Source organism: Rhizobium sp. SEMIA4064, assembly GCF_003025035.1.
In the GTDB taxonomy this organism is placed as follows: domain Bacteria; phylum Pseudomonadota; class Alphaproteobacteria; order Rhizobiales; family Rhizobiaceae; genus Rhizobium; species Rhizobium paranaense.
The window spans coordinates 302,392-326,025 of sequence record NZ_PYJN01000016.1 but is presented as its reverse complement, the minus strand read 5'-3'; the positions used below and the strand labels follow the sequence as shown (position 1 = coordinate 326,025).

Below are 23,634 nucleotides of genomic sequence, written 5' to 3'. Positions count from 1 at the left end.
CCGAGGAAACGGAACAAGGACAATGACCGCACACCTTCAACCCACGGGCTCCGCCTATTTCATTTCGCCGGAAACCGCGGCGGCCGAGAGCCATACGCTTTCGGTGCTGGTCGACAACGAGCCCGGCGTTCTCGCCCGCGTCATCGGCCTCTTCTCCGGTCGCGGCTATAACATCGAAAGCCTGACCGTTTCGGAGACCGAGCATCAGGCCCATCTGTCGCGCATTACCATCGTCACGCGCGGCACGCCGCAGGTGCTGGAACAGATCAAGGCGCAGCTTGAACGCATCGTGCCGGTTCATCGCGTCGTCGACCTGACGGTGCGCGCCCGCGAACTCGGCCAGGAGCGGCCGATCGAGCGCGAAGTGGCGCTGCTGAAGGTTGTCGGAAGCGGCGAGACCCGCGCCGAAACGCTGCGGCTGGCCGATGCCTTCCATGCCAAAGTGGTGGATGCGACGGTCGAGCATTTCATTCTCGAGATCACCGGCAAGTCATCGAAGATCGATCAGTTCATCGCCATTATCAAGCCGCTCGGCCTGATCGAAGTTTGCCGCACCGGCATTGCCGCCATGAACCGCGGCTCCCAGGGAATGTAAGGAAGCCTGCCGTTCACCGGTCTATCAGCGTCGCGTAGCTTGCGCGGCGCTCGGGGCGGATAGGTTGCGTCATCAATGAGGTCATGTCGGTGACGTTTTCTGCCGCGGAGAGTCCGCCTGATATCGGCGAGAAGAGCTGGCATCCTCCGGCAGGGATGAGTCTCGGCGCCACCTTTTATGTCCGCAATGCTTTTCCTTGGCTTGGCCAATATTTCGGGTCGCAGAAGATCGCGTCTACGCTATCGCCCGGCATCGGCGGCGTGCTTTCCTGGGGCGGCCGCGCACCCGCAAAGACGGCGGCAGCGATCTCGCGGTTGCGGGGATTGCCACACTGGAATCTCGAAGACGGTTTTCTGCGCTCGGTAGGCCTCGGCAAGGCCGGTGCAATCCCTCTTTCGATCGTGGTCGACGATCTCGGTCTCCCCGTAGACGCAAGCCGGCCCTCGCGCCTTGAACGCCTGATCGCCGGCGCGGAAGATGCCGGAGAACTGGGCAGGGCCATCCGCGAACAGATCGTCCGCAATCGGCTCTCCAAATACAATCATCTGCCGCACAGGTCGCCCGCGATCGAGCGGACGACGAAGCGTCGCATCCTGCTTGTCGATCAGGTCGTCGGCGATATCTCGGTCGGCAAGGCGCTCGGCTCGCGCGCCTCGTTCGAGCGGATGCTTGCCGACGCTTTGGCAAGCGATGCGCAATGTCTGATCCGGACGCATCCGGATGTCATGGCCGGCCACCGCAAGGGATATCTGACCACGGAAGCCGCCGGCAAAGGTGGTGCGGTATTTCTTGATGATGCTGTATCGGTCGCATCGATTCTTGATGTCGTGGACGAGGTCTGGACCGTCTCCAGCCAGTTCGGTTTCGATGCGCTTCTGCGCGGCATCCCGGTTCGCTGCTATGCGGCGCCGTTTTATGCCGGATGGGGTGTGACGGAAGATCAATTCGGCGTCTACACGAAAGCCGTTCTCGCCGACAGACGAACCAGGCGGCGGACCGTCGATCAAATCGCCGCTGCCGCCTTTTCGCTTTATCCGACCTATCGCAATCCCGCGGACTGGCGGGTGATCGATGTTTTCCAGGCGATCGAGCTGATCGTCGCGCAGCAGCGCGCAGAGGTCGGTAGTTAAAGCATCTCCAGCGGCTTCTTTCGCGCCGGTGGCGGGAAGGCGGCGTCGAGGGTGGCCCAATCCTCATCGGTGATGTCGAGCGAGACGGCGTCGCGGTTTTCTGCAACGCGTTGCGGATTGGAGGTTTTGGGAATGGCGATCACGCCGTCGCGCTCCAGCAGAAAGGCGAGCGCAACCTGCGCCGGCGTTGCCTGATAGGTCTTGGCGATGTGGATCAGATTCGGATGATGCGCCAGCCGGCCCTGTTCGATCGGTGAATAGGCCATAATCGGGATGTTGCGCTCCTGGCACCACGGTAGCAGATCGTATTCGACGCCGCGTCGGCCGAGATTGTAGAGCACCTGATTGGCGGCGACATTGCCGCCATCGGGAACCGCGAGCAGTTCCTCCATGTCGTCGACGTCGAAATTCGATACGCCCCAGGCGCCGATCTTGCCTGCGGCTTTCAGGGCTTCGAAGGCAGCCACCGTTTCGGCCAGCGGATACTCTCCGCGCCAATGCAGCAGATAAAGGTCGATGCGGTCGATTTTCATTCGCTTCAGGCTGCGGTCGCAGGCTTGAATAGTCCCCTTGCTACTTGCGTTGTGAGGATAGACCTTGCTGACGACGAACACCTCGTCGCGCCGTCCCGCGATCGCCTCGCCGACGATTTCCTCCGCGCCGCCTTCGCCATACATTTCGGCGGTGTCGATCAGCGTCATGCCAAGATCGAGCCCGGCCTTCAGGCTGGCGATCTCGTCACTGGTCCGGGCGGCTTTTTCGCCCATGTTCCATGTGCCTTGGCCGAGTGCGGGAACCGTGATGCCGGAGGGGAGAGTGACGGTAGGAATGGGGTCGCGCATGGCCTGTCCTCGCTGCTTGAGAGGCGAAGGATAAGGGCATTCATCGGGAATTCAATCAGGCCATTCATGTCACCGTGACAATCCTGTCATGGCATTCGATTCCAGGGCGAATTAGGGTCGCGCAGCATAGGCGCCGCTATGAGTGATGCGCATCGCGAGATGGACGCTTCCTGCTGACCAAAGAGCGGCGTTCGGAGGGACTTCATGCCGCTGAATACATTCCTGGCTCTTCTGTTGTTTGCTTTCACGACGTCGATCACGCCTGGGCCGAACAATATGATGCTGTTCGCATCGGGCGTGAACTTCGGTTTCCGCCGCACGATCCCGCATATGCTCGGCATCGGCGTCGGTTTTCTGTCGCTGCTGCTGGGCGTCGGGCTGGGGCTCGGGGCAGTGCTGCATACCGTTCCGGTGCTCTATACCGGCCTGAAATTCGCCGGCGGAGCCTATCTCGTCTGGATCGCCTGGAAGATCGCGACGTCGCGCAGCCTCAGCGAGAAGGAAAGCGGTGTCGAGCCGATGAGCTTCCTGAGTGCCGCCGCCTTTCAATGGGTCAATGCCAAGGCCTGGGTGATGGCGGTCACGGCCATGGCGACCTACACCAATCCGCAGCTCTACCTGATCAGCGTGCTGCTTGTCGGCTTTGCCTTTGCGGCGGTCAACATTCCCAGCGTTTCGACCTGGGCAGGTTTCGGCTCGGCCCTGCGCGACTGGCTTTCCGACCCCGTTCGCCTCAAGTGGTTCAACATCACCATGGCTGTCCTGCTGGTGCTCAGCCTCTGGCCGATGTTAAAATAGCGATATGGATGGCTTGTTGAGCATCAGCCAGAGGATGCCGATGACAGCGAAAAAGGCGGGGAAGCCGCAAGCAAACCAGATGTGATAGAGGCGGTGGTAGGCTGCCGGCAGCGGCGTTTCGGTCGCGGATGCCGTCCGGGCGAGATCGCGCAGGCGGAGCTGTATCCAGACGACCGGCAGCCAGAAAACTCCGGTCAGCACATAGAGCAGCAGGGACAGAGCGATCCATCCTTCTTCGAGTGACCAGCCGATCGATTGTGCAAGCAGATAGCCGGTGACCGGCTGTAGGATGACGGCCGTTGCCGTAAAGATCGTGTCGGCGATGACGACTGTGCCGGCAACATGTGCGATCACCTTGGGGTCGCCCGTGCGATGCGCCATCACCATGAAGAATGCGATGCCGGCGCCGGTGCCGAAAAGCACGGTAGCGCCGATGACATGCACGAGGCGAAGAAGCTCCTCTCCCAGCATCAGCGCTCCTCCAACACCGCAAGCGTGGCAAATGTCAGCAGGATCGACGGCAGCGCTTTGACGAGTGGCCCGAGAGGATCGAGCCAAAGCGATGGTTCGAGCAAGGTGCCGCCGGCAAGATAGCCGAGCGTAACGGCAAGCATTCCGAACAATGCCGACCGCGCGAAAGGCCGCACGAGAACAAATGCGCCGAGGGCTATATCGAGAAAACAGGTGATCAGGGTCAACGCCATTGCCAAGCCATCCGGCATAAAGGGCAGGAGGTGCCGGCTTGCGCCTGTCGGGGCCAGTATCGGGATGATGCCCGACAGCATCCAGAAGAGCGCCAGGCCAGAGATCATCAGCGGCTTTAACAAATAGAGGCGGGCAAACCACAAATCCTGAACGCCGGAAGGATTGGCCTCCAGCGTTTCGGCTGCTGTCGCCAGGCGTCGGCTTGGGAGGTGTTGCCCATCTCTTCGACTGAGAACGCCTTCTGACATCACGGCCATCGCAGTCGATCGGAGCGGCGAGCGCCATCCGAGCTTGCCGGCGATGTCGGCCATCCACGTCACCGGCTTTGCGAAGCTGGCCGGTATCGGCACGACCTGCGCTGGCGGCAGGCCGAGCCAGTTTCGATGAAGGATGACGAGTTGGCGGAGTGTCAGTGCTTCACTGGCGGCAAGATCGATGTCGGTGCCGGATTGGAGTTCGCCGGCAATTGCAGCCGAAACGATCGCTGCGACATCGTCGACCGAGACGGTTTCGACAGGGCTTTGTGCATGAATGAGAGGCAGGAGATAGGGTATGGCGGCAAGCGCGCGTAGCAATGCCGTGCCGCCATGCGCATTGCGGCCGAGGACGAGCGCCGGCCGCAGGATAATATGGTTGAGACCGTTTGCCGCCAGCGCCTTGTCAGCATTGCGCTTTGTCGCCAGGAATGGTTGGTCCCGACCACCGCCTTCCGTGCGCGCGGAAATCTGCACGACGAGCTCGATTGCCGACTGTGCGGCTGCGGCATAGAGCGCCAGCATCGCTTTTTCCTGCGTGGCGGCGAGATCGTCGGAAAGCCCGTCTTGAAGGGCTCCGGCGCAGTTGATGACGATCCGGTGGCTGCTTAGCGCTGCACGCCAGTCCGATGGATCGGTCATTTCAGCCAGATCGGCTTTGATCCAGTCAATCGAAGGGTGTTTTATGCGCGCCCGGTCAGGATTGCGAGCAAGACCTGTGACCATATGCCCGTCTTTGCGCAATCGCGCCGCGATCACAGAGCCGATGAAACCAGTTGCGCCAAGAATCAAAATCTTCATGCTGGGCAGACTAGCTAAACGCGCTAACAATGCGAGAGGGTTGCGGCATCTGATCGCGGTTGCAACCGTGGAGAAGGCGCTTGGCGCCTCGATAGCAAAGGCTTAGATTTCTGGCCTATTCGACGGGGAGATACATCATGCACGATCATGACGACCACCATCACCATGATCATGACAACCACTATTCCGACATGCAGGCGCGCGTGAAGGCGCTGGAGACGCTGCTCACGGAAAAGGGGCTGATCGATCCGGCAGCGATCGATGTCATCGTCGAGACCTATGAGACCAAGGTGGGGCCGCGCAATGGGGCGCAGGTGGTGGCGAAAGCCTGGAGCGATCCGGAATTTGCCGAATGGTTGAAGCGTGACGCGACGGCGGCGATTGCCAGCCTGGGTTTCACAGGGCGGCAGGGCGAGCATATGCGGGCGGTGTTCAATACGCCTGAAACGCATAATCTCATCGTTTGCACGCTCTGCTCCTGCTATCCCTGGTCGGTGCTCGGGCTGCCGCTGGTCTGGTACAAGGCGCCGGCGTATCGCTCCCGCGCCGTCATCGATCCACGCGGTGTGTTGGCCGAATTCGGTCTGACGCTGCCTGAGGGGAAGACGATTCGCGTCTGGGATTCGACGGCGGAGCTGCGCTATCTCGTCATCCCGGAACGTCCTGATGGCACCGAGGGCATGAATGAGGCTGATCTTGCCGACCTCGTTAGCCGTGACGCGATGATCGGTACCGCGATCGCCAAGGCTCCGGAGGTGACGCTATGAACGGGCCGCACGATCTCGGCGGGCAGATGGGTTTCGGGCCGGTCGCGCCGGAACCGAACGAACCGGTCTTCCACACGGAATGGGAAAAGCGGGCGCTTGGCGTCACGCTCTCCTGCGGTGCCTTCGGCGCCTGGAGCATCGATGAAAGCCGGCATGCGCGCGAAAACATCCCTCCGGCCGAATATCTTGCCGCCAGCTATTATGAGATCTGGACGCGCGGGCTCGAGACGCTGCTGAAACGGCATGGTTTTGTAACGCAGGAGGAGCTGCGAACCGGCCATTCGTCGGGGCAGGGAGTTGTTCCGAAACGCATCCTGAAGGCCGATATGGTTGCCGGTGCGCTCGCCAAGGGCGGCCCTTGCGATCGGCCGGTCGATGCAGCGCCGCTTTTTGCGGTCGGCGATCGCGTGCGGACGAAGAATATCAATCCGACAGGACATACGCGTTTGCCACGCTATGCGCGCGCCAAATCGGGCGTAGTCGAGGCCGTGCAGGGCTCGTTCGTCTTCCCCGACGACAACGCCCACGGCAAGGGCGAAAATCCGCAATGGATCTACACGGTCGTTTTCGACGCCCCGGAAATTTGGGGCGAGGGCGCCGATCCAACGCTTACCGTCTCCATCGATGCCTGGGAGAGTTACCTTGAGTGCGTGTGAAATCGCCTCGCCCCTGGCGCAATCGCCGCAACTGCCAAAATCCACCGATGGTGAGCCGGTCTTCCCCGAACCCTGGGCGGCGGAGGCCTTCGCCATGACCGTGCATCTGTATGAGAAGGGCTTGTTCAGTTGGGGCGAATGGGCGGAGCAGCTTTCCGCCGAATTGCACAGGCCGGGCAGGGCCGAAGACGGCAGCGACTATTTCGACTGCTGGGTGGCGGCATTGTCCGGCCTGCTGGTCAGCCGCGGCATCGCCGACGCCGGCGCGATCCTCGACCTGCAAAGAAGCTGGCAGCGCGCGGCGGAAGCGACGCCGCACGGCAAGCCGATCTTGCTTGAGAACGATCCGGAACGCTGAGGGGCCTAAAGCTCGTCGCGATCTTTCAGATACGCTCCCACGCTTTAGCTCTTTGTTTGTGCATGTCGTTTTCGCAAAACCGCCGCACACTTTTGCGCGACATGCACTAAGACGAAAACTGCTTGTAGCATTCGTCCGCCACCTGCCTCAGCATGTCGCGCGAAATTTCGCCGGTGACGGCATAGCCGAGCTTGCCGTCTATCCAATAGAAGGTCTCGACCGTGCCGACGCTGGTAAAGCGGAAACTGGTTGTGGTGTTTTCCTTGTTGCTGCCGATGAGCACGGTCAGGCGCTGGCCGGTGGCGTTCTCATACATGAAGAGTGCACCGGGCGTGCCGTTGATAGGCAGCAGCCGGCCGCCGACAAGCTGGAAACCGAGCGTCTGCAGGCTCGGCACCTTGAGACCGGCGATATTCATGCGCTTACCGAGCCAGGTGGCGAGATGCGCTTCCTGATCCGCGCCGACCTCGACCGGATGGCGGACATCGCTTGCGTAGACGACGAAGGCCGATTGCGCCTGTCGTGGCAGGGCTTCGATAGCCGTCACGCGAAGGTCCGGCTGTGTCAGAAGCGGCGGGCCGAAATGGCCGGCGGCAGCGCCAACCAGGAAGATCGCCAGAGAGGCCGCAGCCATCGGCAGCCAGCGAAGCCGTGGTGATGTTGCAGGCACAGACGCCGTGATGGGCGGTGATACCAGCTCGCGGTCGCCTTCCTTCGAGATTGCATATGGCGCAAACAATGCCTTGATGTCGGCATTCTGCGCCTGCCAGGCGGAAATCAGGTCCGCTTCCTCCGGATTTTCGGTAAGCCAGGCTTCCAGCCGGGCGTGATCGTCCGCCGGCAGCAATCCGTCGGCAAAGGCGTGGAGATCCGCTTCGGTCACGGTCGGGTTACGTTCGCTCATTTCGGTCTCCGAAGCGTAATGACATTCTCGGCATTCATCAGACTGCTCATTTTCCGGCGCGCTCGAGACAGGCGCGACATCACGGTGCCGATCGGAATATCCAGTGTGGTGGCGACGTCCTGATAGCTGTAGCCTTCGACGACGACCAGCATCAGTACGGCGCGATAATCCTCCCCGAGGCTGTTCAGCGCCGCTTCCAATCGCGAGCGCTCCAAAGGATCGCTGCTGGTCTCGGCGGCCGGCAGATCGGTGCTGTCGTCAAGATCGACGAAATTGCGACGACCTTGCTGGCGCAGGCCGTTGCGGTAGAGATTGGTCATGATGGTGAGCACCCAGCCGCGCAGGTTCAGCCCGCGCCACTGGCTGCGCCGCGCCAGCACCTTTTCCACGCAGTCCTGAAGAAGGTCTTCGCCATCGGCGTCGGATCGGGTGAGGCTGCGCGAATAGCGCCTTAACGAGGGGAGGAGCGCCAGCACCTCCGCCTCGAAGCTGTCGGGCGCGGGGAGAGCTCCCCCCGCATCCCTGTCGGTCCGATCAGGGCCGTGCGGCATCCCACACACCCTTGAAGCCATCGCCGGCAACTTCACCGGCCTTGGTATCCTTCATAAAGAAATAGAGCGGCATGCCGTCCTTCGCCCATTGCTTCTTCCCGTCTTTGCGGGTGATGATCGAATATGCGCCTTCTGCCTTGGCTTTGCTATCGGCCATCAGCGGCGGCCATGCCTTGGCGCAGTCGTCGTTGCAATTGGAGACACCCTTCTTGTCATTCTTGAAGGTGTAGAGCGTCATGCCGTTTTCGCCTGTGAGAACCTTGCCCTTGGCGCTCTCGCCGGTTTTTACCGGGGCTGCGGCAAAGGCCGACGTCGCTACGGCCGATGCCATGACCAGGATCGGCAAGAATTTCGCGGCTTTCATGATGTTTCTCCTCGGAATGGTAGACCTATGGTCTAGGCCCCACGTTTTGCGTTGCCGAACATGAGACGCGAATTGCCACGATTTTATTCCCAACAATTCTGGGTTTTTTACTGCTTGCTTCTGCCGGCCGAATCCTGCCAAGTCGGCCCATGCAATTCGCGCCACAACAAGACGAAGCGCTCAAGGCCGTTGCCAAATGGCTGAAGGAACGGCGCTCGCCGCTGTTTCGCCTGTTCGGCTATGCCGGTACGGGTAAGACGACGCTTGCGCGGCATTTTGCCGAGCATGTCGATGGCGAGGTGCTGTTTGCTGCCTTCACCGGCAAGGCGGCGCAGGTGCTGCGCTCGCGCGGCGCCAGCAACGCCAAGACCATCCATTCGCTGATCTATCGCCCGCGCGGCGAAGAGGCTGTCGAGGACGAAGAGACCGGCAAGACGTCGATCGCTCCAATGTTCACCATCAACCGGCAGAGCCCTGTCGCCAAGGCAGCGCTGATCATCGTCGACGAATGTTCGATGGTGGACGAAGCGCTCGGCAAGGACCTGATGAGTTTCGGCACGCCGATTCTCGTGCTTGGCGATCCCGGTCAGTTGCCGCCGGTCTCAGGCGGTGGTTTCTTCACCAACGAAGAGCCGGACTATCTGCTGACGGACATTCACCGCCAGGCCCGTGACAATCCGATCATCCAACTCGCCATGCATGTGCGTGAGGGCAAGGAGATCATGCACGGCGACTACGGCACGGCGAAGGTGATTTCGAAGAATGAGGTGACGCAGCCACTGGTACTCGAGGCGGATCAGGTGTTGGTCGGCACCAACCGTACCCGCCGACGTTACAATCAGCGACTGCGCGAGCTCAAGGGTTTTACGGCCGAATATCCGCAATCCGGCGACAAGCTGGTCTGCCTGCGCAACGACCCCGCCAAGGGCCTGCTCAATGGTTCGCTCTGGCAGGTGATGACGTCGTCCAGGGAAACCACGAAGCCGGGCATCAATCTGCTGGTGCGGCCGGAAGATGACGACATGGATCGGGGTGCGGCGAAGATCAAGCTGCTGAAGCAAGCCTTCGAGGATGTCGAAGGCGAAATCCCCTGGTCGACCCGCAAGCGCTATGATGAATTCGATTACGGCTATGCGCTTACCGTGCATAAGGCGCAGGGTTCGCAGTGGAATAACGTCGTGTTGTTCGACGAAAGCTGGGCGTTTCGCGATACGCGCGAGCGCTGGCTCTATACGGCGATCACGCGCGCCGCCGAGACGCTGACGATTGTCCGGTGAAGCTTACTTGCTCACTTCGTGATTAGGTGGGGTAACCTCTGCGCCAGACGCTAGAGGTCAGATGTCTTCGCCATGAGAATAGCGGAGTTCTGGGGTGCTGTCATAGTCAAGGAGATCGGTGACTTTCTGCATCTGCCGGTTCAATTGGGACATCTCAACGATCAGTTCGCGTTTGCGGTGGTTGAGGGCCGTGCGGAAGATAGCCTCGGCACCATCAGATGTTTCCGCCTCGTCAAGCTTTTCCATGATCTCCTGAATGACGGCGATCGACATGCCGGCTTCGCGGCAAACCGTGATGACGGCCATGCGCAGCACATCGTCGATGCCGTAGATGCGCATCAGCCCGTGGCGATCGGCCGAGATCAGCCGCTTTTCCTCGTAGAAGTGCAGCGTCCTGTGCGTCACGCCGAAAGCGCTGGCCATATCCGCAATGGCAACCGACCCCTCCGGCAGGTCAGACGGAATTGCCGTCTCAGGCAGGAACCGGTACTTGGCGCGCGCCCGAGAAACAAGATTGGCGGCAGCAAACGGACGTTTGGAACCGTCAGACATGAGTCCCTCCATATTTCCATCCCCTTTTGATCGCGGCGCCCCACGCCACGATTGAGTGCCTATTTTTTTGTCTGACGGAGGAGGCCGAAGCTACGCCCAACTCGCTTTCACAATGACGCGACCAACAAACGCAGATGTCGCCGATGAAAATTCTTAGGTTTCATAAGGACAAATTTACCGTGGGCGAACTTTTGGCCCCCTCATTCCCGGACGAATCAAATCAGGCGCCCGATACAATGACGCTATCGGGTTTCGGGGAAATTATAAGTTGCCCGAAGGGGGTATCGTCGGACGGGTGAGACGGCAAAAGAGGGGAGGACCATCAATCTTTTGCATGAATCGATATTCGAATCTCGTTGGTCTTGCGGCGTGCAATCGCATAAAACGGATGTATTATCCTCTTTATAAATCATGGATTTCGATCATGCCCGCCAAGCTCTCCGTGAACCTCAATGCTATTGCCATGTTGCGTAACCGGCGCGACCTTCCCTGGCCGAGTGTCACCGGCTTGGGACGGATCGCTCTTGCCGCCGGTGCCAGCGGCCTGACGGTGCATCCGCGGCCCGATCAGCGGCACATCCGCTTCTCCGACCTGCCCGATATCCGGGCATTGATCGACGACGAATTTCCGGAGGCGGAGTTCAATATCGAAGGCTATCCGACCGACGAGTTCTTCGATCTCTGCGCATCCGTGGAGCCGGAGCAGGTGACGCTGGTGCCCGACGATCCCTCACAGGCGACGTCCGACCACGGCTGGGATTTCCGTAAAAATCGCGATCTGTTGGCCGAGGTCGTTGCCAAATACAAGAAGATCGGCTGCCGCGTTTCCTTGTTTGCGGATGGGGACGGCGATGCCGAGGCCGTAAAGATTGCCAAGGAGGTTGGTGCTGACCGCATCGAGCTTTACACCGGTCCCTATGGCGGCTGCTATGACGCACCGGAGCGGGCTGCCGTCATTCTCGATGGTCTCGGCAAGACTGCGGACGCGGCATTTGCCAACGGCCTTGCTGTCAATGCCGGCCACGACCTGACGGTTGCCAACCTGCCGGCACTCCTCAAGCGCATCCCTGGGCTCGCAGAAGCTTCCATCGGGCATGGGCTGACCGCCGATGCGCTGGAATATGGCATGGCGGAGACGGTGCGGCGGTTTTGTCGGGCATGCGGGCAGGCGGTTTGATCGGCGGGATCTGCGGCTGATCAGGCGCGCTCGTCTTTTGCCGCGCCCTTTTGCCTGGCCCCTCATCCTAGCCTTCTCCCCGCATTGCGGGGAGAAGGGACGACAGCGCAAGCCATTGATTACATCACTCGGTTAGAGTTCATGCTTGAGGCATGAAAACTCCCTCGCCCCGCGTTGCGGGGAGAGGGCTGGGGTGAGGGGCCATGCGTGAAGGTGCGGCAAAGACGGCCTCGCCTGACCATCCCATAGACTTAGCCGAGCAACGCGGCCTTATGTTCCTCGACGAAGCTGCGCAGCGTCTGCGGCTCCTTGCCGGTCAGCTTATTGAAGTCGTTCGTGAGGATATTGAAATTGCCAGCGCGGATGTTGGCGTCGGCGGAGACGAGCATGTCGACGACGAATTTCGGCAGGCCGGCGCCGGTAAGGCCAGCGGCGAACTGTTCGTCGTTGACCTGCACGACTTCCAGCGGCCGGCCGGTGATCTTGCTAACGACGCTTGCGATGTCCTCGATGGTGACGGCGGTCGAGCCCGTCAGCGTGTAGGTGGCATTTTCCGTCGTGTCGGAAGCCAAAGCGGCGGCGATGGCCAGTGCGCAGTCTTCGCGGCTGATATTGCTGACGCGGCCACCGGCGCTCGAGGTGTACCACTTGCCGACTTCGAGGCTGTGGGGCAGGCCGTGCAGGTGGTTGTCGAAGTACCAGGCGTCGCGCAGGATCGTGTAGCCGATGCCGCTTGCCTTGATGGCATTTTCCGTGCCGAGGTGATCGGGCGCGAAGATGACGAGGGAGTTTTCCGGGGCTGGCATCGAGGTATAGAGGATGTGCTTGACGCCAGCGGCTTTCGCGGCCTCCACGGCAGCCGTGTGCTGCTTGAGGCGCTGGCCGGGGACGGCGAGCGCGTCGGTGCTGATGATCAGCAGGCGATCGACGCCGGCGAAGGCAGCGGACAAGCTGGCGGCATCATCGAAATCGGCCTTGCGGGTGACGACGCCCTTGGCGGCGAGGTCGGCAAGCTTCTCAGGGCTGCGGGTCGCGGCAATGATGCGGCCGGGGGCGACCTTGTATGTCTCCAGCAGGTGATGGATGACGCGCTGGCCAAGCTGACCCGCGGCGCCGGTGACGAGAAGAGTGCTGCTCATATGGTTTTCCTTGTTTGACCGCCGCGGACTTGCAGAGGTTTGTCGCTCTCAAAAAGAGACTAGCTCTACATTGGCGTTTGACTTCGATCTGTAAAGGAGGCAGTTTTTTGGCTCTACGTTACCAAAAGGGAACTGTCTTGAGCGCCAGCACTGTCGTCAATCTGCGTAGCACGAAGGCACCGTTGCGTGCCGTCGATATCAGCAAGGTCACGTTTACGGATTGCCCGGTGCGGGATTTGATCTCGCAGATCGGCGGCAAATGGTCGGTGCTGTTGCTGGAGGCCCTGGCGCAGCGACCCTATCGCTTTGGCGAGCTGCGCCGCATGGTGCCCGATATTTCCCAGCGGATGCTGACGCAGACGCTGCGCGAACTCCAGCGCGATGGCTATATTGGTCGTGAGGTTTTCCCGACCAAGCCGCCGAGCGTTGAATACCGCATGACCGATCTTGGCTATTCGCTCTACGAGCCTTTGGCGCAGCTTCTGAACTGGGCTGAGGCCAATCAAGAGGCCGTGCGCGTCGCAAGAGCTCATTTCGATCAATCGCAAGACTGAGCGCATCCGGTGAAATCCCTGAAAATTGCGATCGTGGGCGCCGGACCTGCGGGCCTTGCTGCCGCCTTGCTTCTTTCCCGCGCCGGCCATACGACGGAGATTGTCGAGCGGTTCGACAATCCTGCGCCGGTCGGATCCGCCCTGATGCTGCAGCCGACCGGCCTGACCGTGCTGGAATCGCTCGGCCTCGGCCCCGCCATCCACGCCGCCGGCAATCGCATCGACCGGCTGTTCGGCACCGAGACGAAGCGTGGCTGCATCGTTCTTGACGTGCGTTATGACAGGCTGGCCGGCGGGCGGTATGGGCTGGCTGTTCATCGCGCCGCGCTGTTCGATACGCTCTACGACGAAGTCTCCGCACGGCGACACCTTGTCTTTACCGGACGGCGGGTGACTGGCACGTTGGAAGAGGGCAGTCAGACCTATCTCATTATCGAGGGTGGAGAGCGGGTGGGGCCGTATGATCTTGTCATCGACGCGAGCGGTGCGCGTTCTGAATTGATCGCTGCGTCGCCGGTCGCACCACGGACGCGCAATCTCGCCTATGGCGCCTTCTGGGCGACGCTGGATTGTCCGGATGGGTTGGTGGATGAGAAGGCGCTGACGCAGCGCTACGACCAGGCGCAAGTGATGATCGGCGTGTTGCCGATTGGACAGCGGAGGCCGGACCTGCCGAAGCAGGCGGCGTTGTTCTGGAGTTTGAAGATCGCGGATGCCGATGAGGTGCGCAGGCAGGGGCTCGATCGCTGGAAGTCGGCGGTCCGCGGCTATTGGCCGGAATGCCAGCCGCTGCTCGATCAGATTATCGATTGGGATCAGTTGACGCTGGCGCGCTACACCCATCGAACCGTGGCCATGCCCTATTGCGGCCGTACAGTCTTCGTCGGCGACTCCGCACATTCGACGAGCCCGCAACTCGGGCAGGGCGCCAATATGGCGCTGCTGGATGTGGCGGCGCTTGCACATGCGTTGGCGGGCAACGAGGATATCGGTGCAGCGCTTGCCGACTATACCAACGCGCGGCGGATGCATGTGCGGCTGTTTCAGTTGCTATCGCTGGTGTTTACGCCGTTCTACCAGTCGGATTCGACAGCACTGGCCTGGGTCCGGGATCGACTGGTTGCCACCATCGCCAAGGTGCCGCCGGGGCCGCAGATCTTGGCCTCGATTGTCTCCGGCACTTTGATCGATCCCTTTGCTTCGGCCGGCCTCAGCGAATGCGATTGGCTGCGGAGTGTCGTTCCGCAGCCATCCTGATCATTTCTGCCGTTCGGTCAGGAAGATGAGCAGCGCCACCACCGGGAAGCAGACGCCAATCCATGAGGCGAGATTCCAGCCGCCGGTGGCATAGGCCCAGCCGCCGATTGCCGAGCCGAACGCGCCGCCGGCAAAGAATGTCGCCATGTAAAGACCATTCAGGCGGCTGCGATGTTCGGCGCTCAGCGCAAAGATGGCGCGCTGGCCGAGCACGAGATTGGTCTGCACGCCGAAATCGAGCAGGATGCCGGAGAGTGTCAATGTGACGAGCGCCAGCAGCGAGCCGCTACCGGAAGCGTGGCCAATGAGGAAAGCGATGATGGCGAGCACCAGGGCGAAGGTGGTGGCAAGCTTCGTCCAGCCGCGATCGGCGATACGACCGGCAATCGGCGAAGCGACCGCGCCTGCGGCGCCAGCCAGTGCGAAGAGGGCAATACCGTTCTGCGTCAGGCCGAAGGCAGGGCTTGCCAGCAGCAGCGGCGTCGTTGTCCAGAACAGGCTGAAGGCACCGAACATGCAGGCCTGATAGAGCGCGCGGCGTTGCAGCACCGGCGTATGCAGCGCGAGATGGCCCATTGAAGAGAGCAGTTGGCCGTAGTGCAGCTTGGTGTGCGGAACGCGGGTCGGCAGGGCGATGCGAAGAATGATGGCAAGCCCGATCATGACGCAGGCTGAGAGGATGTAGACCGTATGCCAGGAGGAGAGTTCCGACAGGAAGCTCGCCGCTGGCCGGGCCAGCATGATGCCGCAAAGCAGGCCGCTCATGACATTGCCGACAACTGCGCCGCGGCTGGCATCCGGCGCCATGTGGGCAGCGAAAGGCACCAGCACCTGTACGGCCACCGAGGCGAGGCCGATGCAAAGGGAGGCAAGCAGGAATAGCGATGGCGACCAAGCGAAGGCGGCGCCGACGAGCGCCACGGCCGAAAGGCCGATCAAGGTCAGCACTAGCCTTCGGTTTTCCAAGAGGTCACCGAGCGGTACGATCAGCAGCAGGCCGAGGCCATAGCCGATCTGCGTCAGCGTCACGATCAGACCGGTCGCTGCCGGCGTGAAGCCGAGCGCCTGGCTGATCGGGCCAGCCAGCGGCTGGCCGTAATAGAGATTGGCGGCCACCAGCCCGCAGGCGGCAGCGAACATGAAAGTCATCAATGGCGAAATGGTCTTCTCGGGGAGCGGAGCGCTCTCGCGTCTCGCTGCGGCGGTTGCAGACATATCTTGATCCTTGATGCGGGCGGGGGAACGCTTCCCCGAATATTCGTGTGAAAAATCAGTTCAGCAGTTTCATGGCCGTCTCGGCGACGGCGAGCATTTGTTCGGTTTTGCGGCCGGTCTTTCCAATCACGCGCATGCCTTTCGTAAGGGCAAGTAAGGCGCAGGCGGTGCTGTCCGGATCGATATGCCTTGCCACGGACCCATCCGTCTGACCTAGAAGGATGAGGTCCCGAATGCGTCGCTCGTCGAAATCGAAAGCCACGCCGACACGGCTGGCGACTTCCTCATCGAAAAGCGCAAGCTCGGTCGCGCTACCAACTACGAGGCAGCCTCTGCGGCCGATCTCGCCGCATGAAGCCTCGGCGAAGAATGCCACCAAGGAGTGCAGCTTTTCATAACCATTGGGCGCCTTGGCAAGACACTCGTCGATCAGTTGGAGACGCACGCGACGATAGCGATCGAAAGCGGCTACGAACACGCCGCGCTTATCTTTGAACGCCTTATAGACGCTGCCCGCGGTCAGGCCCATGGCCTCGGTCAGCTCACTGATCGAAGCGGCATAGTAGCCGCGCTCGGAAAATACCCGCAACGCCTCATCGAGCGCTGCGTCCAAATCGAATTCTCGCGGGCGACCGCGAGGCTTCGGGGAAATATCCAGTGTGTCTGTCGTCATGTTGCTTGTTTAGGAAATGATCGTTTCCAAATCAAGCAGAATTTTGCGACGCAACATAATTGCCACCGAAATCGTTGATTTCAGTTCCGCTACTCGTAAAGTAGCGCCATGTGGATCGCGTCCTTGTAGCGTCCATCTATGAGAACGGATTTGCGCGCCAGGCCTTCACGGACAAAGCCGACCTTCTCATAGAGCGCTATGGCTCTGCCATTGTCGGCATGCACGCTGAGTTCGACACGTTCTATTCCCACGTCACGCGCGGCCCGCAGAGCCGCATCTATCGAACGATGCCCCAGGCCCTGGCCGCGATAGGCTGGGATGATGCCCATGCCGAGCGAGCCGGCGTGGGCGTGGGAGGGAAAAGTATGGCGGCTGATATCGCACCAGCCGACCACCTCTCCGTCCGCTAGGGCGACGAATTGTGGATTACCTTTCTCTATCATGCCGAGCACGAAGACGCGCGTCTGCCCCAGTGGAAAGGCTTGAAGCATCGTCAGATATTCTCGCTCGCGCGCAACAGTATCGAGCGCCTTGTGAAAACCTTCGATGTGTTTGACGGCGATAGGTTCTATCCGGATTTCGCTGCGTGAGGTCATGGCAGGTAACTCGATGCAAATCTGGCGTGTACCGAGGATAGAGGTGAAGCCACAGCGTGTCTATGCACGCCTCAGCTCAGAGATCCAGCACCCAGGTCTGGCCGTTCAACTCCGGGCCGAACATGCGATGTTTTTCTTCCGAGACGAGCCGGAAGCCAGACTGGATATAGATGCCCCGAGCGGCATCGAGGATATCGTTGGTCCAGAGCGAAAGCTGACGGTAGCCGGCACTGCGGGCAAAACGGATGCATTCACCGACCAGCAGTTTGCCGAGGCCGAGGCCTCGTGCTGTTTTGTCGACATAGAGCAGCCGAAGCTTCGCGATGCCGTCGCCGCCATCGGCGACCATGACGGAACCCACATTCAGTCCGCCCCGCTCGACGATCCAGCATTGGTCCTTTTGCGGATTGAAATTGGAGAGGAATTTCCCGGCAACCTCGGCGACCAGGCCTTCGAAACGCAGATCCCAACCGAATTCCTCGCAGTAGAAGCGTGCCTGGCTCTGGACGATCCAGCCGATATCGCCGGCGCGGTGGGCGCGGATAATGGCCGGAGGCATGGCATTAGCGGTGGAGTTGAGTACGGTTCGGATCGTTCGCATCGCGTCGACGACGCGTTCGGGCTCGCCGATCGCCAGCGCGTCGAAATGCCCGGCGATCTCGGCGCGGGAGCGGCGCACGAATTCATGGAATTGCTGCTGTCCCTTATCGGTGACCGTGATGATCTGGCTGCGCAGATCGTCCGGATCGGGTTTGGTCTCGATCAAGCCGTCTTCGCGAAAGCGCTTCAGAATGCGGCTGAGATAGGCGGGATCGAGATGCAGGTCACGCGTCAGTGTCGAGGCGGCGACGCCGCCGCGCGAGCCGATTTCGAAGAGAACGCGGACATCCGTCAGGGCATAAGGGCTGTCGAGATAGGCTTTGTTCAGAACGCCGAGGAAATTTGTATAAAAGCGATTAAAGTCGCGGACTGCATCGATGGTCGCGAGTTCCGTCGTAACAAGCATGGACATCGTCTCCCTAAAATATAGAAGACGATGTCCATCATTTATTGGACTCAGTCAAGTAAATTTGGCTTGATCATGCGGCCTTGCTGGCGCTCGTCTTTTCCCCGTCGAGAGCGAAATCGACTGCCTTCTCTGCGTGGATTGTCGTGGTGTCGAAGCCCGGCAAAATAAGCGCATTCGGATCGAGAATCAGGCAGATCTCCGTGCAGCCGAGAATGACGCTGTCCGCACCTTTGGCCTTGGCGCGTTCGATGATTGCCATCAGTTTCCGGCGCGACTCGTCCTTGACGATGCCGGCACAGAGTTCGTTGAAGATGATATCGTGGGTAACCGTACGGTCTTCAGCATCCGGCACCATTATGGAGACACCGTTGCGAGCCATGCGATCGGTGTAGAAGCCGTGTTCCATCGTGTAGCGCGTGGCCAGCAGTAGCGGCTTGACGCGGCCGGCGTCCTTCAACGCAGCCGCCGTCTCGTCGATGATGTGGATCAGCGGAATGGAGACTCGTGCGGCAACTTCCGGGGCGATCAGGTGCATGGTGTTGGTGCAGATCAACACGCATTCGGCGCCGGCGGTCTGCAGACGCTGCGCGGCATCGCCAAGACGAGCAGCGGCATCGTCCCAACGACCGGCCTTCTGCAAGGCGACGATTTCTTCGAAATTGACGGAATACAGCAGCACCTCGGCCGAGGCGAGGCCGCCCAGTCTGTCGCGCACCATCTCATTGATAAGACGATAATAAACCGCGGAACTCTCGAAACTCATGCCGCCGATAAGGCCGATGGTGCGCATACTGCTGCTCTCCGTTCTTGATTATGAATAGCAGAATATTGAGGCATTTCACGCGCCGCGTGTTTGCAATCTTTGTCGTGCCTCCGATTTTATCTGCAAAGTTTTGCGCTTATATCGTATTATGCGCAAAAATACCGCGTCATTACGGAGATGGCTGCACATGCTTGACGAACGCGACCGAAAGATTCTCGATCTTTTGCAGACCGATGCCGGCATTTCGGTGACCGATCTTGCCGACCGCGTGGCGCTGTCGGTCTCAGCCTGCTCCCGGCGCATCCAGCGGCTGGAGGAAAGCGGCCATATCGCCAGACGCATCGTCGTGCTCAATCGAGAGAAGATGGGGGTGCCGACGACGCTCTACGCGCTGATCAAGACAGCGCATCACGCCGACGAATGGATCGAAACCTTTCGCAAGGCGATCAGCGACATTCCCGAGATTGTCGAGGCGCACCGGCTGACCGGCAATCACGACTATATCCTGAAAATCGTGCTGCCACGGGTCGAACACTATGATGTCATCTACAAGAAGATCGTGCGTCGAGTAGAACTCTTCGACGTTTCGGCGTCGATCTCAATGGAAGTGTTGAAAAGCGGCGTGACGATCCCGGTTAGTTATGCCGAGTGAAGCGATCTCGTTGCGGAAGAACGATGTAGCGAGTGCTACTAAGTTTTCCGAAGTATCATTGACGGCAACTTGGCGCCAGAAGCCGCCATTCCGCCCCATGCGGGTGATTAGATTACGAATTCCTCCTCGTACGTCTGTGGCTTGGGAACGACCGTAACCTCCACCGGAACGATCCAATTGGCCGCGTAGCTCTCGCAGTCGGAACGTGGGAGGTCGGGCTGCACGCGCCCCGCCCCATCGATCGCGCGACATCGCAGTTTATATCGCCCCACTTCTTCAGGGGTCCACATGTACTCCCACAAGCGCCATGCATAGGGACGTTCTGTTTCGAGGAGCCTTCCCTCGCGCCAGCCCCTGCCATCTCCGGTGCAGACCTGCAGCTGCCGGATAACAGCCTCTCCGCTCCAGGCGGCTCCGAAAATCCGATACGGTTGGCCGGCGATGAGATGCGCCCCCTGCACGGGACGCGCGATCTGCGCTTTGACCTCCATCTCCGCAAGGGGGACCAGCCTGGGTTCCCCGAGGCTGTGCTCCCAACGGAAATAGTCACGCGCCTGCCAGTAGCCAAGGAACGGTTGCTCCACAACCGTGATATGCGTGATCCACTTGACCCAAGCCATGCCGAACCAGCCACCCACGACCGCGCGTAGCGGGTAGCCGTGATCGCGCGTCAAAGGCTCCTCGTTCATCGAATAGGCAAGGATCGTGCTGTGAGCGATAGCCTTCTCAAGCGGTAAACTGCGCGCAAAAGCGATGGGGCCGGGAGAAGCCGTTTTCTTGTTCGTGTCGACGACGCCGCTGTCGGCGCCTACGAGCAGAACCTCACATGCGGTTCGCTTAACGCCCGCCATTTCCAAAATCTCGCGCAGAAGAACACCTGTCCACGCGGCATTGCCGACGGCTCCGTTCTGCCACTGCAACCCCTCTTTCGGCGGCTCGTAGTAGACCCGCCCGTTCCCTGCGCACTCCACGACGGCGGTGAAAGTCGTGCTCCGCATCGCCTTGATGCTGTCGAGGTCAAGTTCGATCGGCCGCTCCACCGCCCCGCCAACGCGCAATCTCCAGTCTCGCGCATCGAGGTCCGGCGACGGGAAATGGTTTCGCACGAAGAACAGCTCGGTTGGGATTAGCCAATCCGAGAGCGACGCAAACGGAAACTCGATGTTCTGTGGGGATTTCTGTCGAACTATTAGACTGGGTTGCTCTGGTGTCGGCATCTTCCTCGTCTCCCCTTCCAAGAGTACAACGTTGGCACTCGGTCGCGCGCATTCCGGTTCGATCACACCGCCCCTCGCAGTCTCATTCCGCCTTCGGCCGCATTCTAGCACATACCGCACGTTCCTCGGATCGACCTCGAACGGCAGCAAAGGGCCGAAAGCTGCCGCTGGTGGCATCTGCTACCAAATTCCGGTCATTCGGTTCGCGTCCCCGCACAGGTGCCATGCATAAAAGATGGTTGCCGGCTATCGTCCTCAACCCTACGGTTGCGAGGATAAATAGATGCGGGGTGTCGTCGTGCAAGATCATCACGTTGTCGTCGTTGGGGGTGGGTTTGGCGGCTTGCAGCTCGTCAACGATCTCAAGGGAGCTCCGGTCCGCATCACGCTGATCGACCGGCGTAACCATCACCTGTTCCAGCCGCTGCTCTATCAAGTCGCCACCACCTTGCTTGCCACCTCCGAGATTGCTTGGCCGATCCGAAGCTTTTTTCGCGATCGGCCGGAGGTGACGACACTGCTGGCAGAAGTCGTCGGCGTCGACAGCCAGGCACATGTGGTGATGCTGAAAGGTGGCACCACGATCGCATATGATACGCTCGTGCTGGCTACGGGGGCGACTCACGCCTATTTCGGGCATGACGAATGGGAACCGGTGGCGCCGGGGCTGAAGACGCTGGAGGATGCAACAACGATCCGCCGCCGCGTTTTGCTGGCCTTCGAACAGGCGGAACTGGAGAGCGATCCCGCTATCCGGGATGCTCTGCTGACCTTCACCATCGTCGGTGCCGGGCCGACCGGTGTCGAGCTTGCCGGTATTATTGCCGAGCTGGCGAGAACGACTCTCCCGAAGGAGTTTCGCAACATCGACACCACCAAGGCCAGGATCATTCTTGTCGAAGCGGGCCCGCGCGTTCTCGCAAGCTTTGACCAAGTGCTGTCTTCCTATGCCCACAAGGCGTTGGAAAAATTGGGCATCGAAGTCCGCACTGGAAAACCAGTGACATCCTGCACCGCGGAGGGGGTGACGATCGGGGAAACCTTCGTGCCGAGCCGGACGATCGTCTGGGCCGCCGGCGTGCAGGCTTCACCTGCGGCGGCATGGCTAGGCGCTCCTTCCGACCGCGCCGGCCGTGTCGTGGTCGACAAGGAGTTGAGAGCACCTGGCAAGGCGGATGTCTTCGTCATCGGCGATACGGCGGCAGTCATGCGCGATGACGGCAGCCCCGTGCCGGGGATCGCGCCGGCCGCCAAGCAGCAGGGTGCCTATGTCGCCAAGGTGATATGGGCAAAGCTATCGGGCCAGCCGGCGCCGGGCCCATTTCACTATCGTCACCAGGGCAGTCTCGCCACGATCGGCAAGAGTGCGGCGATCATCGATTTCGGTTGGATCAAGCTCAGGGGATGGCTCGCCTGGTGGGTCTGGGGACTCGCCCACATCTACTTCCTGATCGGCGTGCGCTGGCGTATTGCAGTCGCCTGGAGCTGGCTGTGGATCTACATCAGCCGACAGCACAGCGCCCGGCTGATTACCCAGAGGGAAACCATGCGCGAGGAATGAAAAAAGGGCAGCCACGGTGGCTGCCCTTTTCTGTAAGTCTTGTGCCATAGCGCTTAATGCATGTCGCGCAAAAGTATGCGGCGGTTTTGCGAAAACGACATGCAAAGCAAGGAGCTAAAGCGTGGGAGCGAATCTGAAAGATCGCGACGAGCTTTAGGCCAGCGAGGCGATGTCGATGACGAAGCGGTAGCGGACGTCGCTCTTCAGAACGCGCTCATAGGCTTCGTTGACCTGATCGATATTGATCACCTCGATCTCCGAGGCAATGTTGTGCTCTCCGCAGAAATCGAGCATTTCCTGGGTTTCCTTGATCGAGCCGATCATCGAGCCGGAAAGGCTGCGGCGGCCGGGGATGAGCGAGAAGGCATGCACCGGAACGGCATGTTCGGGCGCACCGACGACGACCATATTGCCATCAACCTTCAGCAGGCTGAGATAGGCGTTCCAGTCGACAGCGATACCAACCGTCATGATGAGGAGGTCGAACGTGCCGGCAAGCGTCTTGAATGTCTCGGCGTCGCTCGTCGCGTAGTAGTGATCAGCGCCGAGGCGGAGACCGTCTTCTTTCTTCGACAGCGTCTGGCTGAGAACGGTGACGTCAGCGCCCATCGCATGGGCGATCTTGACGCCCATATGGCCGAGGCCGCCCATGCCGACGATCGCAACCTTCTTGCCGGGGCCGGCCTTCCAGTGGTGCAGCGGCGAATAAAGCGTGATGCCGGCGCACAGCAGCGGGGCTGCCGCGTCGAGCGGAAGATTGTCGGGGATGGAAAGGACATAGCCTTCCTTGACGACGATCGAATCCGAATAGCCGCCATAAGTCGGCGTTTCGCCGTCGGCTTCGACGTCGTTGTAGGTCTGAACGATGCCCGGCATGTAATGTTCAAGATCGAGATCGCGGGTGGCACAAGTCGTGCAGGAATTGACGAAGCAGCCGACACCGACACGGTCGCCGACCTTGAACTTCGTTACCTTTGAACCAACGGCCGTGACGATGCCGGCGATCTCGTGACCCGGTACCATCGGATATTTAGCGTTGCCCCATTCGTTGCGAGCCTGATGAATGTCGGAATGGCAGATGCCGGAGAATTTGATCGCGATGACGATATCGTCCTCGTTCGGATCACGGCGTTCGAAGGTGAACGGCGTGAGCGGCTTGGACGCGTCGGTCGCTGCGTAACCCTTTGCGATAGGCATGGGAGATTCCTTATCTTTGTGATGGGTTGGGGGTGGAATTGGGACGCTGGACTATGCATCGGGACCGGGC

The 23,634-nt window shown here is 60.5% G+C and carries 26 protein-coding genes and 1 pseudogene; 12 read left to right on the top strand and 15 right to left on the bottom strand.

The genetic code is table 11. From position 1 onward, the window contains the following. Positions 1–22 precede the first annotated feature (22 nt). Positions 23–595 (top strand): acetolactate synthase small subunit, encoded by a 573-nt coding sequence (gene ilvN / locus C9E91_RS11585; RefSeq protein WP_107108410.1) that lies wholly within the window; start codon positions 23–25, stop codon positions 593–595. Positions 596–750: 155 nt separating this feature from the next. Continuing rightward, a complete protein-coding gene (locus C9E91_RS11580; RefSeq protein ID WP_107108560.1) occupies positions 751–1,725 on the top strand; it encodes a capsular polysaccharide export protein, LipB/KpsS family in 975 nt (324 codons plus the stop codon). Here the strand turns inward: C9E91_RS11580 and C9E91_RS11575 are convergent. Beyond that, positions 1,722–2,567: an aldo/keto reductase gene (locus C9E91_RS11575; protein WP_107108409.1), complete on the bottom strand. Its 846-nt coding sequence runs from the start codon at positions 2,565–2,567 to the stop codon at positions 1,722–1,724. The genes C9E91_RS11580 and C9E91_RS11575 overlap by 4 nt on opposite strands. Positions 2,568–2,771: 204 nt before the next feature. On the opposite strand from C9E91_RS11575, the gene C9E91_RS11570 reads away from it, so the two are divergent. Beyond that, positions 2,772–3,365 carry a LysE family translocator gene (locus tag C9E91_RS11570; RefSeq protein WP_107108408.1) on the top strand — a complete coding sequence of 198 codons (594 nt, stop codon included), beginning with the start codon at positions 2,772–2,774 and terminating at the stop codon, positions 3,363–3,365. Here the strand turns inward: C9E91_RS11570 and C9E91_RS11565 are convergent. Together C9E91_RS11565 and C9E91_RS11560 are read right to left on the bottom strand one after the other, a co-directional pair. After that, on the bottom strand, positions 3,357–3,833 hold the full coding sequence (locus C9E91_RS11565; protein WP_107108559.1) for a DUF2269 family protein: 477 nt from the start codon (positions 3,831–3,833) through the stop codon (positions 3,357–3,359). The genes C9E91_RS11570 and C9E91_RS11565 overlap by 9 nt on opposite strands. Before the next feature lie 2 nt (positions 3,834–3,835). Further along, on the bottom strand, positions 3,836–5,125 hold the full coding sequence (locus tag C9E91_RS11560; RefSeq protein WP_107108407.1) for an SDR family oxidoreductase: 1,290 nt from the start codon (positions 5,123–5,125) through the stop codon (positions 3,836–3,838). Positions 5,126–5,262: 137 nt separating this feature from the next. On the opposite strand from C9E91_RS11560, the gene nthA reads away from it, so the two are divergent. From nthA to C9E91_RS11545, 3 genes are read left to right on the top strand one after another with little or no spacing between them, the layout of a single operon-like run. After that, entirely contained in the window at positions 5,263–5,892 is a 630-nt protein-coding gene (gene nthA / locus C9E91_RS11555) for a nitrile hydratase subunit alpha (RefSeq protein ID WP_107108406.1), read from the top strand. Continuing rightward, complete coding sequence (nthB, locus tag C9E91_RS11550) at positions 5,889–6,548, top strand: nitrile hydratase subunit beta (protein ID WP_107108405.1); 660 nt, start codon at positions 5,889–5,891, stop codon at positions 6,546–6,548. The genes nthA and nthB overlap by 4 nt, the downstream gene beginning before the upstream one ends. Further along, the gene (locus C9E91_RS11545; protein ID WP_107108404.1) at positions 6,535–6,906 is read left to right on the top strand and encodes a nitrile hydratase accessory protein; all 372 of its coding nucleotides are present in this window, start codon (positions 6,535–6,537) and stop codon (positions 6,904–6,906) included. The genes nthB and C9E91_RS11545 overlap by 14 nt, the downstream gene beginning before the upstream one ends. A gap of 106 nt (positions 6,907–7,012) precedes the next feature. Here the strand turns inward: C9E91_RS11545 and C9E91_RS11540 are convergent, their stop codons facing one another. Genes C9E91_RS11540 through C9E91_RS11530 form a run of 3 tightly spaced genes read right to left on the bottom strand, consistent with a single transcriptional unit; the run spans position 7,013 to position 8,725 of the window. After that, positions 7,013–7,810, bottom strand: a complete 798-nt coding sequence (locus tag C9E91_RS11540; RefSeq protein ID WP_107108403.1) for an anti-sigma factor family protein — start codon at positions 7,808–7,810, stop codon at positions 7,013–7,015. Further along, a complete protein-coding gene (locus tag C9E91_RS11535) occupies positions 7,807–8,361 on the bottom strand; it encodes an RNA polymerase sigma factor (protein WP_107108402.1) in 555 nt (184 codons plus the stop codon). The genes C9E91_RS11540 and C9E91_RS11535 overlap by 4 nt, the downstream gene beginning before the upstream one ends. After that, positions 8,345–8,725: a COG4315 family predicted lipoprotein gene (locus C9E91_RS11530; protein WP_104823502.1), complete on the bottom strand. Its 381-nt coding sequence runs from the start codon at positions 8,723–8,725 to the stop codon at positions 8,345–8,347. The genes C9E91_RS11535 and C9E91_RS11530 overlap by 17 nt, the downstream gene beginning before the upstream one ends. A gap of 149 nt (positions 8,726–8,874) precedes the next feature. On the opposite strand from C9E91_RS11530, the gene C9E91_RS11525 reads away from it, so the two are divergent. Then, entirely contained in the window at positions 8,875–10,002 is a 1,128-nt protein-coding gene (locus tag C9E91_RS11525) for an ATP-dependent DNA helicase (protein WP_107108401.1), read from the top strand. A gap of 87 nt (positions 10,003–10,089) precedes the next feature. Here the strand turns inward: C9E91_RS11525 and C9E91_RS11520 are convergent. Then, positions 10,090–10,554, bottom strand: a pseudogene (locus C9E91_RS11520) (MerR family transcriptional regulator); the annotation flags it as partial. A 424-nt stretch (positions 10,555–10,978) separates the two neighbouring features. Between C9E91_RS11520 and C9E91_RS11515 the strand changes: the two are divergent. After that, positions 10,979–11,731, top strand: a complete 753-nt coding sequence (locus C9E91_RS11515) for a pyridoxine 5'-phosphate synthase (protein WP_107108558.1) — start codon at positions 10,979–10,981, stop codon at positions 11,729–11,731. 251 nt (positions 11,732–11,982) lie between these two features. Here the strand turns inward: C9E91_RS11515 and C9E91_RS11510 are convergent, their stop codons facing one another. Beyond that, complete coding sequence (locus C9E91_RS11510) at positions 11,983–12,870, bottom strand: SDR family oxidoreductase (RefSeq protein WP_107108399.1); 888 nt, start codon at positions 12,868–12,870, stop codon at positions 11,983–11,985. Positions 12,871–13,007: 137 nt separating this feature from the next. Between C9E91_RS11510 and C9E91_RS11505 the strand changes: the two genes are divergently transcribed. Beyond that, entirely contained in the window at positions 13,008–13,424 is a 417-nt protein-coding gene (locus C9E91_RS11505; protein ID WP_107108398.1) for a winged helix-turn-helix transcriptional regulator, read from the top strand. A 9-nt stretch (positions 13,425–13,433) separates the two neighbouring features. Continuing rightward, entirely contained in the window at positions 13,434–14,681 is a 1,248-nt protein-coding gene (locus tag C9E91_RS11500; RefSeq protein WP_107108397.1) for an FAD-dependent oxidoreductase, read from the top strand. Here C9E91_RS11500 and C9E91_RS11495 read toward each other — a convergent pair whose 3' ends face one another. The 5 genes from C9E91_RS11495 to C9E91_RS11475 form a co-directional block, all read right to left on the bottom strand. Beyond that, a complete protein-coding gene (locus tag C9E91_RS11495; protein WP_107108396.1) occupies positions 14,682–15,896 on the bottom strand; it encodes an MFS transporter in 1,215 nt (404 codons plus the stop codon). A 55-nt stretch (positions 15,897–15,951) separates the two neighbouring features. Further along, complete coding sequence (locus C9E91_RS11490; protein WP_107108395.1) at positions 15,952–16,569, bottom strand: TetR/AcrR family transcriptional regulator; 618 nt, start codon at positions 16,567–16,569, stop codon at positions 15,952–15,954. A gap of 89 nt (positions 16,570–16,658) precedes the next feature. Further along, positions 16,659–17,165: a GNAT family N-acetyltransferase gene (locus C9E91_RS11485; RefSeq protein WP_107108394.1), complete on the bottom strand. Its 507-nt coding sequence runs from the start codon at positions 17,163–17,165 to the stop codon at positions 16,659–16,661. A gap of 76 nt (positions 17,166–17,241) precedes the next feature. After that, the gene (locus C9E91_RS11480) at positions 17,242–18,171 is read right to left on the bottom strand and encodes a bifunctional helix-turn-helix transcriptional regulator/GNAT family N-acetyltransferase (RefSeq protein ID WP_107108557.1); all 930 of its coding nucleotides are present in this window, start codon (positions 18,169–18,171) and stop codon (positions 17,242–17,244) included. 73 nt (positions 18,172–18,244) lie between these two features. Next, positions 18,245–18,964 carry an aspartate/glutamate racemase family protein gene (locus C9E91_RS11475; RefSeq protein WP_107108393.1) on the bottom strand — a complete coding sequence of 240 codons (720 nt, stop codon included), beginning with the start codon at positions 18,962–18,964 and terminating at the stop codon, positions 18,245–18,247. Positions 18,965–19,124: 160 nt separating this feature from the next. On the opposite strand from C9E91_RS11475, the gene C9E91_RS11470 reads away from it, so the two are divergent. Next, positions 19,125–19,589 carry an Lrp/AsnC family transcriptional regulator gene (locus C9E91_RS11470; RefSeq protein ID WP_107108392.1) on the top strand — a complete coding sequence of 155 codons (465 nt, stop codon included), beginning with the start codon at positions 19,125–19,127 and terminating at the stop codon, positions 19,587–19,589. A 107-nt stretch (positions 19,590–19,696) separates the two neighbouring features. On the opposite strand, the gene C9E91_RS11465 is transcribed toward C9E91_RS11470, so the two are convergent. Further along, positions 19,697–20,806: a sulfite oxidase gene (locus C9E91_RS11465; protein ID WP_107108556.1), complete on the bottom strand. Its 1,110-nt coding sequence runs from the start codon at positions 20,804–20,806 to the stop codon at positions 19,697–19,699. A gap of 298 nt (positions 20,807–21,104) precedes the next feature. On the opposite strand from C9E91_RS11465, the gene C9E91_RS11460 reads away from it, so the two are divergent. Next, positions 21,105–22,367 carry an NAD(P)/FAD-dependent oxidoreductase gene (locus C9E91_RS11460; RefSeq protein WP_107108555.1) on the top strand — a complete coding sequence of 421 codons (1,263 nt, stop codon included), beginning with the start codon at positions 21,105–21,107 and terminating at the stop codon, positions 22,365–22,367. Between the two features lie 153 nt (positions 22,368–22,520). Here the strand turns inward: C9E91_RS11460 and C9E91_RS11455 are convergent, their stop codons facing one another. After that, positions 22,521–23,564, bottom strand: coding sequence for an NAD(P)-dependent alcohol dehydrogenase (locus tag C9E91_RS11455; protein ID WP_107108391.1), 1,044 nt, complete (start codon positions 23,562–23,564; stop codon positions 22,521–22,523). Positions 23,565–23,634: the final 70 nt, after the last annotated feature.